Annotated in this window: 12 protein-coding genes; 10 read left to right on the top strand and 2 right to left on the bottom strand. The window is 69.3% G+C overall.

Annotated features, from left to right (window positions below):
- Window positions 1-3 precede the first annotated feature (3 nt).
- The 10 genes from CRP55_RS16930 to CRP55_RS16975 all read left to right on the top strand — a co-directional run bounded on the left by CRP55_RS16930 (window position 4) and on the right by CRP55_RS16975 (window position 8,917).
- Entirely contained in the window at window positions 4-1,242 is a 1,239-nt protein-coding gene (locus CRP55_RS16930; RefSeq protein ID WP_097321019.1) for a cupin domain-containing protein, read from the top strand.
- A 69-nt stretch (window positions 1,243-1,311) separates the two neighbouring features.
- Window positions 1,312-1,722, top strand: a complete 411-nt coding sequence (locus tag CRP55_RS16935) for a response regulator (protein ID WP_097321020.1) — start codon at window positions 1,312-1,314, stop codon at window positions 1,720-1,722.
- Window positions 1,723-1,845: 123 nt separating this feature from the next.
- Window positions 1,846-2,025: a Flp family type IVb pilin gene (locus CRP55_RS16940; RefSeq protein WP_097321021.1), complete on the top strand. Its 180-nt coding sequence runs from the start codon at window positions 1,846-1,848 to the stop codon at window positions 2,023-2,025.
- A gap of 68 nt (window positions 2,026-2,093) precedes the next feature.
- Window positions 2,094-2,465 (top strand): TadE/TadG family type IV pilus assembly protein, encoded by a 372-nt coding sequence (locus CRP55_RS16945; protein WP_281260792.1) that lies wholly within the window; start codon window positions 2,094-2,096, stop codon window positions 2,463-2,465.
- Window positions 2,453-3,673, top strand: a complete 1,221-nt coding sequence (locus CRP55_RS16950; RefSeq protein WP_097321022.1) for a pilus assembly protein TadG-related protein — start codon at window positions 2,453-2,455, stop codon at window positions 3,671-3,673. Before CRP55_RS16945 ends, CRP55_RS16950 begins: the two co-directional genes overlap by 13 nt.
- A 23-nt stretch (window positions 3,674-3,696) precedes the next feature.
- Entirely contained in the window at window positions 3,697-4,500 is an 804-nt protein-coding gene (locus CRP55_RS16955) for an RcpC/CpaB family pilus assembly protein (protein WP_097321023.1), read from the top strand.
- Window positions 4,497-5,669, top strand: coding sequence for a CpaE/TadZ family protein (locus CRP55_RS16960; protein WP_097321024.1), 1,173 nt, complete (start codon window positions 4,497-4,499; stop codon window positions 5,667-5,669). Before CRP55_RS16955 ends, CRP55_RS16960 begins: the two co-directional genes overlap by 4 nt.
- Window positions 5,666-7,036, top strand: coding sequence for a TadA family conjugal transfer-associated ATPase (locus CRP55_RS16965; RefSeq protein ID WP_097321025.1), 1,371 nt, complete (start codon window positions 5,666-5,668; stop codon window positions 7,034-7,036). Before CRP55_RS16960 ends, CRP55_RS16965 begins: the two co-directional genes overlap by 4 nt.
- A complete protein-coding gene (locus CRP55_RS16970; RefSeq protein ID WP_097321026.1) occupies window positions 7,033-7,998 on the top strand; it encodes a type II secretion system F family protein in 966 nt (321 codons plus the stop codon). Before CRP55_RS16965 ends, CRP55_RS16970 begins: the two co-directional genes overlap by 4 nt.
- A gap of 4 nt (window positions 7,999-8,002) precedes the next feature.
- Window positions 8,003-8,917, top strand: coding sequence for a type II secretion system F family protein (locus CRP55_RS16975; RefSeq protein WP_097321027.1), 915 nt, complete (start codon window positions 8,003-8,005; stop codon window positions 8,915-8,917).
- On the opposite strand, the gene CRP55_RS16980 is transcribed toward CRP55_RS16975, so the two are convergent.
- Together CRP55_RS16980 and CRP55_RS16985 are read right to left on the bottom strand one after the other, a co-directional pair.
- Window positions 8,895-11,387 (bottom strand): NACHT domain-containing protein, encoded by a 2,493-nt coding sequence (locus CRP55_RS16980; protein WP_179855218.1) that lies wholly within the window; start codon window positions 11,385-11,387, stop codon window positions 8,895-8,897. The two genes, CRP55_RS16975 and CRP55_RS16980, sit on opposite strands and share 23 nt — an antisense overlap.
- 88 nt (window positions 11,388-11,475) lie before the next feature.
- Complete coding sequence (locus tag CRP55_RS16985; protein WP_097321029.1) at window positions 11,476-12,075, bottom strand: NACHT N-terminal Helical domain 1-containing protein; 600 nt, start codon at window positions 12,073-12,075, stop codon at window positions 11,476-11,478.
- Window positions 12,076-12,114: the final 39 nt, after the last annotated feature.

Here is a 12,114-nt window from a genome sequence, read left to right on the forward strand (position 1 = left end):
GGGATGACGATCGACGCGCCGGGCGAAAGCCCGGCGCTCTCCCGCGCCGTGGCGGTCGAGCCGCGCAAGTTCGCCGCCGGCTACTGGGGCCGCGCGCCGCTGCTCTCCCGGGCGGCCGAACTGGCCGGCCCCGACGGCTTCGCCGACCTGCTCTCCCCGGCCGCGGTCGACGAGCTGCTTTCGCGCCGCGGCCTGCGGACCCCCTTCCTGCGAGTCGCCCAGCGCGGCACCGTGCTCCCGGCCGGCCGGTTCACCGGCGGCGGCGGCGCCGGGGCCGAGATCGGTGACCAGGTCATCGACGACAAGGTCATGCGGTTGTACGCCGAGGGCGCCACCCTGGTGCTGCAGGGCCTGCACCGGCTCTGGCCGCCGCTGATCGACTACAGCCGCCGGCTCGGCGCCGAGCTGCGCCGCCCGCTGCAGGTCAACGCCTATCTGACCCCGCCGCAGAGCCAGGGCTTCAGCACCCACTACGACACCCACGACGTCTTCGTCCTGCAGGTCGACGGCACCAAGCGCTGGCGGCTGCACGAGCCGGTGCTGGCCGATCCGCTGGAGAAGCAGGCCTGGGGCGGCCGGGCCGACGAGGTCGGCGCCACCGCCGAGGGCGAGCCCGCCTTCGACATCCTGCTCGAGCCGGGCGACGCGCTCTACCTGCCCCGCGGCTGGCTCCACTCGGCCGAGGCGCAGGGCGCCCGCTCGCTGCATCTGACCATCGGCGTGCGGGCCATGACCCGGTACGCCATGGTGGAGGAACTGCTCGGCCTCGCCCTGGACGACGCGCGCCTGCGGGCCACCCTGCCGTACGGCGTCGACGTCTCCGACCCGGAGGCGATCGAGCCCGAGCTCACCGAGACGATCGAGGCCCTGCGCGACTGGCTGAGCACGGTCGAGCCGGGACGGGTGGCCGAGCGGCTGCGCTCACGGGACTGGCCGTCGGCCCGCCCCGAGCCGGTCAGCCCGCTGGCCCAGCTCGACTTCGCGGCCGGGCTCGGGCCGGGCGACGAGATCCGCGCCCGCGAGGGATTGCGGTGGCAGCTGGCCGGCGACGGGGCCGAGCACGTGGTGCTGCGGCTGATCGGCCGCACGATGCGGTTCCCCGCCTATTGCGAGCCCGCGCTGCGGCTGGCGCTCGGCGGCGAGCCGATCCGGGTGGGCGACCTTCCGCTGGAGGACGGCGCGGACCGGCTGGTGCTGGCCCGGCGCCTGCTGAACGAGGCCCTCGTCGTACCCCATGTCTGAGAATTAACGGCCGGGTTCTTCACGGAACCCGGCCCGTGACCCCCGGGGTCCTCGCTAGCGTGGATCTCGATGTGGAACCGTACGGAACGGACCGGACCGGTCGTCCTTCTCGTGGAGGACGACGAGGATCTGCGTGAGATGACCACGCAGATGCTCGAGATGCGCGGCTTCGACGTGCTCGCCGCGAAGGATCCGGTGACCGCGATGATGACCTGCCGCGTGCACAGCGGCCGGATCGACGTGCTCCTGACCGACCTGGGCCTGCCGGGCGTCTCCGGCGGTGAGCTGTCCCGCTCGGCCGCGGCCGTACGGCCCGAGATGAAGATCGTCTACATCTCCGGCATCCCCGAGGACATCGCCGTCAAGAAGGGCATGATCCGTGCCGGCTCGCCGTTCCTGGCCAAGCCCTTCTCCGCGGACCTGCTGGCCGGCACGCTGCGCGCCGTCCTGGCACAGGGCTCGACGTCGTCGTCGCGCTGATCCCGATAGCAACCGACGGCGACCACCTGGCAACCATGACCCGGCTCAAGCAGACCTTTGCCCGCCCGATGTGTATGGCAACTGGCCGACGGAACCGGCGGCCGCTGACCTCGGGGGGAACCTGTGGAATTCTTCAAGATGCTGGCCACGTACGTCCGCGCCGCCCACAAGTCGGACGAGGGCGCGACCGCCGTCGAGTACTCGATCCTGGCCGCGCTGATCGCCGGTGGCCTCGTCGCGACCCTGGGCCTGCTCCGCGACGACATCATCGCCCTGTTCAAGACGCTGATGAACGCCATCTGACCGATCGCCGGACCTCCCGCCGCGGGCAGGCCTCCGGGCCCGCCCGCGGCGATCGCGGTGTCGCGGCGATCGAGTTCGCGATCGTCCTGCCGCTGCTCCTGCTGATCCTGTTCGGGATCATCGACATGGGGCGCTTCCTCCAGCAGTACATTCAGCTCACCGAGGCCGCCCGTGAGGGCGCCCGGCTGGGCGCGCTCAACGGCTCGGTCACCGAGGTCAAGGCCAAGATCCAGGGCATCGTGGGTACGGGCGTCGCGCTCACCTATCCCGCCGGCCCCGCGGTCTGCGGCACCGGCGCCGTCGACTCGTCGGTCACCGTGCAGCGGACCTTCGCGCCGGTGACCCCGTTGTTCAAGCTGATGGTCACGTTCGGCGGCACGAGCCAGAACCCGGGCAGCCCGGTCATCAAGGCCATCGGGGTCATGTCGTGCATGGGCTGACCTCACTCATCCCGCGCGCCTCCCGCGACGGCGAGCCCGGCGATCAGGGCGCCATCGCGGTTGTCGTCGCCCTCTTCCTCAGCATGGGCATCCTGCTGGGCATGGGCGCCATCGTCATCGACATCGGCCTGCTGTACGCCGAGCGCGAGCAGTTGCAGAGCGGCGCCGACGCCGGCTCCTGGAAGGTCGCGCAGGCCTGCGTGCTGAAGAAGGACGACTGCACGGTCGCCGCGCAGACCGTCAACGCCGGGGCGTACGCGGTCAAGAACGCCAAGGACGGCTACGCGGACGCCCAGATCTGCCTCGACAACGCCAACTGCCCCGCCACCTGGAACACCACCACGACCTGTCGCCCCCAGCCGGCCACGACGGGCGTCTACCACCAGGTGGAGGTGCGCACGTCGACCCGCAACCCGAACAACACCACGCTGGTGCCGCCCCGGCTCGCCCAGACGCTCGTGGGCGGCTCCTACACGGGCAAGAAGGTGGGCGCCTGCGCCCGGGTGGCCTGGGGCGTGCCGGCCTCCGCGACCGTGCTGGCGCTGACCATCTCCAAGTGCGACTGGGAACGGATCACCAAGAAGGGCACCGAGTTCTTCCAGCTCCCGATCCTCGACCCGCTGCTCGGTGGCACCGGCCTGTTCCCCTTGTTGGGCCTGGAAGCGCCGCGCAACAACGCGGTCCCGGTCAACAACGGCATCCTGTCCGTCTGCAAGAACACTCCGGCCGACACCCTGGCCGGGAACCCGAGCGGCTACGCCTGGCTGACGCCGTCGGCGGACGCGAACTGCCGCACCACCATCGCCCCGAGCGCCACGACCGACCTCTGGATGTACACCGGCCTGCTAGACCTGGCCGGCGCGATCAAATGCACCAACGCGATGAAGGCCCTCGTGCAGAGCGGCCAGGCCGTGCTCGTGCCGATCTTCGACAAGATGATCGGCGCCCTCAACCTGCTGCCGGCAGCCTTCCACATCGTCGGCTTCGCGCCCTTCGTGATCACCGGCTTCAAGGGGCTGATCTCGGGCCTGGCCGGCACCCTGTCGTCGCTGGTCGACACCGGCCTGAACTCGCTGGAGTCCACGATCTGCGGCCTGCAACTGTGCATCTACGGCTACTTCACCAAATCAGTGATCACTCAGAGCTTTCCGACCACCTTCGGCACCTCACCGGACTACGGAGTCCAGGTGATTGGCCGTACGGGGTGAGCTTTACCTGAGATTGTGAAGACATGCGACGGCGTGTCCTGATTCTGCTCGCGGCGCTGCTGCTGGCCGGTATCAGCGGGGTGGCGATCCTGGCGTACGCGCACTCCGCGGACCGCCGGGCTCTCAACGGCATGAAGGGGGTGTGGGTGCTCGTCGCCAAGCAGCGCATCCCGGCCGGGACCAAGGGCGCCGACATCAGGGCCAAAGGCTGGGCCGAGCGGGTCCTGATGCCCGCCCGGACCGTCCCCGAAGGCACCCTGACCAGCTGGACCAGCGACCTCGACCGGCTCACCCTGTCCGCCACCGCCGAGCGTAAGCAGCTTCTGATGCGCCCGCTCTTCCAGTCGATCGCCCCCTCGGCCTCCGCGTCGAGCCGCGGCTTCGTGGTCCCCAAGGGCATGCTCGCGGTCACCGTGGAGCTCAGTGTCCCGACCCAGGTCGCCGGCAACCTGATCGCGGGGGACCGGGTGGCCGTCTACGGAACCTTCCCGGCCACCGCCCAGAACGCCGAGGACCAGACCACCCGGCTGCTGCTGCCGCGGGCCGTGGTCATCTCGATCGGCGAGGCCCTCGCCCCCGCCATCACCTCCGGGCCGACACCGACACCGGCGCCGTCGGCCTCGGTCTCGCCGTCCGCCTCGGCGACCGTCGCCGGCTCCTCCCAGGCCACCTACGTGCGGTACGTGGCCACGCTGGCCGTCGACTCGGAAGACGCCCAGCGCCTGGTGCACGCCGCCCGTACCGGCCTGCTCTATCTCGCCATGCTCGGCCCCGAGGCGACCGCCGTGCCCGGCCCCGGCGTCGACATCTCCAGGTTGTTCCCGTGAGCCTCTACGTCTACGTCGAACCCGACGACGCGCGGCGCTCGCAGATCGGCCCGGCCTTCCGCGAGGTCGGCTGCACCATGCTCGACGGCATGGCCGAGCTGGAGGCGCACCTGCGGCGCTATCCGGAGACCATCCTGATCATCCTGGGCGCGACCGTCGACCTCGAGGAGTCGCTGATGGTCGCCGCGTATCAGCGGCTCCAGCGCCCGCTCATCGGGGTCGTGCTGATTCGCAAGGTGGTGGAGCCGGGCGTGGTGCTGCGTTGCCTGCAGTCGGGCGTGCGGGAGATCGTGGCCGAGGACGACGAGCAGGGGCTCAAGGACGCCACCATCCGCTCGATCGACCTGTCGAAGGCGCTGAGCACCACGCTGCGCACGTCGGCCGACGTCGCCCCGTACGCCCGGGTCATCACGCTCTTCTCCGGAAAGGGCGGCAACGGCCGCAGCACGCTGGCCACCAACCTGGCCGTGGCGCTCGCCGGCGGCGGCCGCCGGGTGCTGCTGATCGACCTCGACCTCCAGTTCGGCGACATCGCCATCATGCTCAAGCTCTCGCCCGAGCGGAACATCGCCGGCGGCGTGACCATGACCGGCCGGCTCGACGAGCCGGGCCTGCGCTCGATCGTCACCCCGTACAAACCCGGCCTGGACACGCTGCTGGCGCCGCCCAGCCCGGCCGAGGGCGAGAAGGTGACCCGCGAGTTCGTCGTCGAGCTGCTCGACGCGGCCCGGCCCGTCTACGACTTCATCGTGGTCGACACGCCGGCCGTGGTCACCGACCAGGTGCTGGCCGCGCTCGACATGACCGACTGGTACGTGCCGATCGTGACGCCCGACCTGCCCACGCTGAAGTCGGTGCGGCTGACCGTCGAGATGTTCGACCTGCTCGACTACGCCCAGGACAAACGGCTGCTGGTCTTCAACCGGGCCAACACCCAGGTCGGTCTCAGCCCGGCCGAGGTCGAGCTCGCGGTCGGCATGCCGTTCACCGTGCAGGTGCCCTCCAGCCGCGACGTGACCGTCTCGGTCAACGCGGGCGAGCCGCTCTGCCAGACCGACCCCATGCACCCGGTGAGCCGGGCCATCCGCGCCCTGGCCGACCGTTGCGCCGGGGTGGAGGCCGCGCCGGTGCGCCGCCGCCGGTTCCTGTCCCGAAAGGCCAGGGCATGAGCCTGTCCTCGCGCATCGGCAACAACACCCCGGCCGACAAGACGCCGGCCCCCGCGGCCGAGGAGCGCCACCGTCCGGGCCGCCCGGTCAACGACCAGGTCTACGAGGTACGCCAGCGCATCCAGCGCAAACTGGCCGACGAACTGGGCCCGTCCCTGTACGCGTCCGGCCGCGGCGAGGGGAACGAGGAGCTGGACGCCCGGGTCCGCGAGGCCCTGAACGACCTGCTGGCCCGCGAGGAGACCCCGCTGTCCGGCGCCGACCGGGCGCGCATCGTCAACGAGGTCGTCGACGAGGTGCTCGGGCACGGGCCCATCGAGTCGCTGCTGCGCGACCACTCGGTCACCGAGGTGATGGTCAACGGCCCGCAGTCGGTCTACGTGGAACGGTTCGGCCGCATCGAGCGGGTCGGCGCCGAGTTCGACGACGAGGCCCACCTGCGCCGCATCATCGACCGGATCTGCTCGCGGGTCGGCCGCCGGGTCGACGAGGCCAGTCCCATGGTCGACGCCCGCCTGCCCGACGGCAGCCGGGTCAACGCGATCGTCCCGCCGATCGCCATCGACGGCTCCTCGCTGACCATCCGCAAGTTCTCCGCGGTCCCGCTGACCGTCGGCGACCTTCTGTCGTACGGAACCCTGACCCGGCCCGCCGCGGAATTCCTCGACGTCTGCGTCCGCGGCCGCCGCAACATCCTGGTCAGCGGCGGCACCGGCTCCGGCAAGACGACGATCCTCAACATCCTCTCCGGCTTCATCCCGGTCGGCGAGCGCGTCGTCACCATCGAGGACGCGGCCGAGCTCCAGCTCGACCAGGAACACGTGGTGCGCCTCGAGACCCGCCCGGCCAACTCCGAGGGCCGCGGCGTGGTCACCACCCGCGACCTGGTCCGCAACGCGCTGCGGATGCGCCCCGACCGGATCGTCGTCGGCGAGGTCCGCGACAGCGCCGCCCTCGACATGCTCCAGGCCATGAACACCGGACACGACGGCTCGCTGACCACGCTGCACGCCAACACCCCGCGCGACGCCCTGTCCCGCCTCGAGACGATGGTGCTGATGGCCGGGCTCGACCTGCCCAGCCGCGCCATCCGCGATCAGATCGTCTCCGCCGTCGACCTGATCCTGCAGGTCGGCCGCTACAAGGACGGCACCCGCAAGATCAGCCACATCACCGAGGTGGTCGGCATGGAATCGGAGGTCATCACCCTTCAGGACCTTTTCCTGTACGACCCGTCGGCCGGCTCCGACACACCGGGCGCCGCCGGCGGCCTCCGCTCGACCGGCATCCGCCCCCAGTTCGCCGACGCGATCACCCGGTACGGCGTGACCCTGCCGCCGGCGATGTTCTCGGGCCGCCCGCGGTGATCCCGGCGTTCGTCATCGCGGTGGGTGCCGCCTCGGCGGCCACCTTCCTGCTGGCGTACGCCGTGCTGGCCGCGGCCTTCGGCCGCACCCCGATCCAGCGGCGCCTCGCCACACTCCAGAACTTCACCGTGCGGCGCGAAACCGTGAAGGAGGCCTGGTGGCGACGGCTGATCCAGGCCTCCGGCCGGAAGGTGGAACGTTCCGAGCTGCTCAGCGCCCTGGCCGAGCGCAGCGCCCCGCTGCTCGACCGGCTCGGCGCGAGCATCCGCCCCGCCGACTGGCTGGCCGTGCGGCTCTACGCGTGCCTGCTCACGGTGGTGGTGCTGACCGTCCTCCTGCCCTTTGCGGTGGCCCTGCCGCTGGGTCTGACCGCCGGCTTCTTCGGATCGAACGCGCTGCTGCGCAGCCGGATCCGCCGCCGTGAGCAGGTGTTCGCCGACGAGCTGCCCGGCGCCCTGCAACTGATGATCAGCTCGCTGCGCTCGGGTTTCACCATGCACCAGTCGGTCGAGGCCGCGGTCAAGGACGACGAGGGCCCGGTCGCGGCCGAACTGCGCCGGGCCCTGTCCGAGACCCGGATCAGCGGCAGCTTCGAGGACGCGCTGGAGCGCATCGGCGAGCGCACCCGCAGCGACGAGATGCTGTGGCTGGTCATGGCGCTGCGCCTGCAACGGGAGGTCGGCGGCAGCCTGGTCGACGTCATGCAGACGACGGCCGACACCATGCGCGAACGCTCCTACCTGCGCCGGCACGTGCGGGCGCTCTCCGGCGAGGGCCGCATGTCGGCCTACGTGCTGACGGCCATGCCGATCGCCACCGGCCTGATCCTCTACCTGACCAACCCGGCCTATCTGAACCCGCTGTTCACGGAGCCGCTCGGCTGGGCGATGCTGGCGGTCGGGGTCGTCGCGCTCACCATCGGCGCGATCTGGCTGCGCATCGTGGTCCAGGTGAAGGCGTAAGAAGATGGCCACCATCGTGCTGGGCGCCGCGGTCGCCGGAATCGTGCTGGCGTTCGTGCTGGCCGCGGTCGCGGTCCTGCTGCCGCCGCCCCGCTTCGAACGGATTCTGCGGGCCCTGGCGGCGTTCGGCACCGGCCCGGAGATGCGGCGGGACACGGGCAGCGCGTTGCAGAGCAGGCTGCGCTCGCTGGTCATCGCCGGCCTGGACCGGCTGGCCGAGCTGCTCACCCCCGCCGCCGACCGGGAGAGGCTGAGCCGCCTGCTCGACTACGCGGGCAACCCGGCGGCGTGGCCGCTGGCCCGGGTGATGAGGGCCCGGCCGTTCGGGGCGGTGGTCGGTGCGGGGGTGGGAGCCTTCTTCGCGTACGGCTGGACCGAGGACACCGACTCGGTGCTGATCGGCATCCCGGCCGGCCTGGTCGCCGGCTTCCTCCTGCCCCAGCTGCTGGTCTACAACGCCGGCATCAAACGCCAGGAGAAGATCACGTATTCGCTGCCGGACGTGATGGACGCGATGGTCATCGGCGTCGAGGCGGGCTTGGGCCTGGACTCGGCGATGGACCAGGTGGCAAGCGCGACAACAGGCCCGATGGCCGACGAGCTGAACCGGGTATTGCAGGAGATGCGCCTGGGCGTGGCCCGCACGGAGGCGCTGCGCTCGCTGGCTTCCCGCACGACCGTGCGAGACCTCAAGCGCTTGATGACCGCCTTGATCCAGGCCGGCGAACTGGGCATCTCGGTAGCCGGCATCCTCCGCGAACACGCCGCCGACCAGCGCATGCGCCGCCGCCAGCGGGCAGAGGAGATGGCCCAGAAGGTCCCCGTAAAGCTCCTGTTCCCGGTCATGTTCTGCATGTTCCCCGCCATCTTCATCGTGGTCGTCGGCCCCGCGGTCATCACCCTTTCCAAAGCCTTCTGAGAAAGCCCTCTTTGCCCGGCCGGCGGCCGCCGCTGACTGTTAACCCGCTGACCCCGTCGGCACCCTTGAGCTCGCTGTGGTTGCCGAGGCTGAGCGTGATCGACAGCCCTTCCAAACCTGCTAGGGGAGACAGGTCAATGGTGCCCTCCTTGAACGAAATGAGGTCTATGAAGCGAAGGTTCTCGAGACCTGCCAGAGACGGCAGAGCACTGTTGATGATGTCCGGCGGGCATCCGATCTGAATTCGATTGAGTGTGACCAATTGGCTGATCGCGGTGTTGTCGACAGGCTTGTTGCTGCCGATGAAGGCCAGGCGGGAAAGGTGCTTCATGTGGGTCAGGAGCGTCAGATCGTCCGGGCAGTCGCCGATCAGGTCGACGTGGTTGACCGAATCCGTCCATCTGCTCAGAAACTCGAGGGAGTCGCGCTGGTTGAGGTCCGAGACGACCAGACGGGTGATCGGGGGCGCGGACGGCGCCTGCGCGAACTGTGAGATCAGCCGAATCGGTCCGCTGAGCGCTCGAAGCTTACCCAGCCCGGTGAGGTTCCTGGCATTCTTCAGATTCTTCCCGCTGATCGTCAGCGAGTGGAGTTCCGGCATATCGGCGAGCGGGCGGAGATCCAATTCGAGGTCGGCTTGACTCGATATGGTGAGTTGGGTGACGGTGCTTCCCGCCAGCGGCGACAGGTCGATGCAAGATCCGACGTGAATCCCCGTGAGTCCGGAGTTGTCGCGCGCAAACGACAAATCGACGGGTGGTGAGTCGGGAGCCGACCGCATCTTGATGTGGCGGATATTCTTCAGCAGATGCAGAAAGCCGAGCATGTTGAGGTCCGGAATGATGACGTATTCGGATGGTTCGAACTGCACTTCGTGCAGAACTCGCGCCGCATAAACGGCTGGATCGAAGTACTGCCATGCGCTGACGAGAGCCTCGCGTACTGTTCGTGACTTGCTGCCCGCGTACTGTGCCAGGAAGTCTATGGCCACCGGGTCGCCGATCTTGCCGATCGCGGAGATCGTCAGCGATATTTGACGCTCGCTTCCCGGATTGGACTTCATGAGGAGATCGAGGGACAACGAGCCGGCCTGCGCCAACATGTCGGCATAGAGCGCGTCCTCTGGAGGTAGAAGATTTTTCGTCACCTCCAGAACTGCCGCTTGAGTATCTTGCGGGCACTCCGCCGACGTTTCCAAACAGGCAAGGGCAAGAAGTTGCATGATGGCGCGTTGGGTATTATTCGTCGATTTGTCGGCCTTGCCGAGCAAGCCCTCGATCAGGGTCTTGCTGCCCTTTGCTTTCGTGTGCCCGGCCGCCATCACGATCGTCTCGTGCCACTGGTCCTGATCGGCGCGCAGCACGAGAAATCCCAGGTCACCCTCGCCCACGGCCTCCTTGGCCGCAAGGTACTCCTGGAATGTGCGGTGAATGAAGTCCATGCGGTGGTGGGTGGGCTCGCGGATCAGGCCGCTTCTTTCCAGCAGGACCTGATAAGTCGCGTGCTCGTCGAGCGCGACGTGCGGCATTTTGCGGAGTTTGAGCGCGATTCGCTCCAATGCCTCTTCCGTGGCCGCGTCGGACTGCCCGTTGCGCATCAGCCAGTAGGCGAGATCCTGGAGGAGCAGCATCTTCTCCGTGCGGCTCAACGTATTGAGGGCTTTGATCTGCCGCTCCTCGTCGCGCCTCTCCAGGAGCATGTGCAGCGCTACCTCATACAGCTCCATCCGGCTGCTCGGCAGCTGACCGCGGCGATCTTTGTGGAGGGCGCATGTCAGCGCGCACAGCAAGGGATAGGCAACGATCTGCCGCAGGTGGCGGTTGCGGTCAATCGCCCGGAGGAGCCGCCGCTGGTAGTCGAGGATCGACTCGCGCTGTTCGAGCGTGCGGGCCTGTTCGAGCATCGCCCGGTGCCAGCGCTCCACGAACACCGTCACGGATTGGCGATCCATCGGGGCCAGCTCCACGACGCGGAAGTCGTCGTCGCCGAGCCACTCCGCCGGTACCGCGCCGGGCCGGGAGGTGACCACGTATCTCGCTCGCGGGAAGGCGGCGATCAGCTGGGAGATCCATCGGCGGGCGTGGGGGCGGCGGTCGTCCGGAAGCTCGTCGATCCCGTCCACCAGAACTACCCCACTGCCCGAACGCAGCTGCTCGTGGACCCAGCCGGCCGGCATCTCCTCGGCGATGTGCCGGCCCACCTCGTTGACGAAGTCTTCGGGTGCCGGAAGAGGGCCGATGGCGAAGCGCCTCAGCGGGACGAAAAACGGCACCGTCGCATTCCAGCTGCTCAGATGGTCCGGAAAGGTTCGGCGCGCGCTGTTGACGGCGATCCACTGCAGCAGCGTGGTCTTGCCCAGGCCGGCCTGGCCCCGGATGAAGATGCGGTCACTGGTGCCGGCCAGTTCCTCCACGCTGACCAGACGGTCGTCGCCGGTGGCCTGGCTCGCGTGCAGGCTCAGATAGGCCACCGACAGCGGGTAGGCGCGGCTCGAATCGGAGACCGTGGCCCCGTACAACTCAATTCTGTCCAGGAGGTTGGCGACCAGCTGGCGGTAGTCACGTTCGAAGTCGGCGCCGACCCGCAGCCGGGGGGAGACGGTCGAGCACCGCCTCCAGATCGCCGATGATCTGGCGGCTGCGGGCGAGAAGCTCGGTGAGCGCGTTCACGCTCGCGGCCGGCAACGTCCGGGCGATCTCGATCGTGTAGGCCGCGGACTCGCGCAGCAGCAGGTCGTACAGCCTGGTCCCGTCGTCGGAGAGCCCGGCCCTCTCCGCCCGGTCGGATGACTGCGAGCGCAGGTACCGGCCCAGATATCCGGCGTCGAGATCGCTTTTGAAGAGGTCCGCCTCGGACAGCGCGGCCTGCTCGAACGTGTCCCGCACGGCCAGGACCGCCGCCTCCCGTTCGGCGGGCTCGACCGTCCGGAACTCGGTGGTGATCCACGTTTCGAGGCGGTCGGACACCGCCTCGGCCGCCTCCTCCCAGATGCGGGCGAACTGCCGCTGCTGCTTGCCCCCGGTCAGGGCCGCCGCCACCCGGTCGACGGCGCTGTTGCCGATCTCGTTGAGCAGCTTGTTCTCGCCGGCCCAGAGCCCGCACGCGGTCTTGGCGACCGCGGTGCCCAGAACGAACGTGGCGGCTTCCAGCGCCGGCATGTCCGTATCCTGCCCGGCTGCGCCGTTCGGTCTCAAGAG

This window comes from Paractinoplanes atraurantiacus (assembly GCF_900215205.1).
Lineage (GTDB): Bacteria > Actinomycetota > Actinomycetes > Mycobacteriales > Micromonosporaceae > Actinoplanes > Actinoplanes atraurantiacus.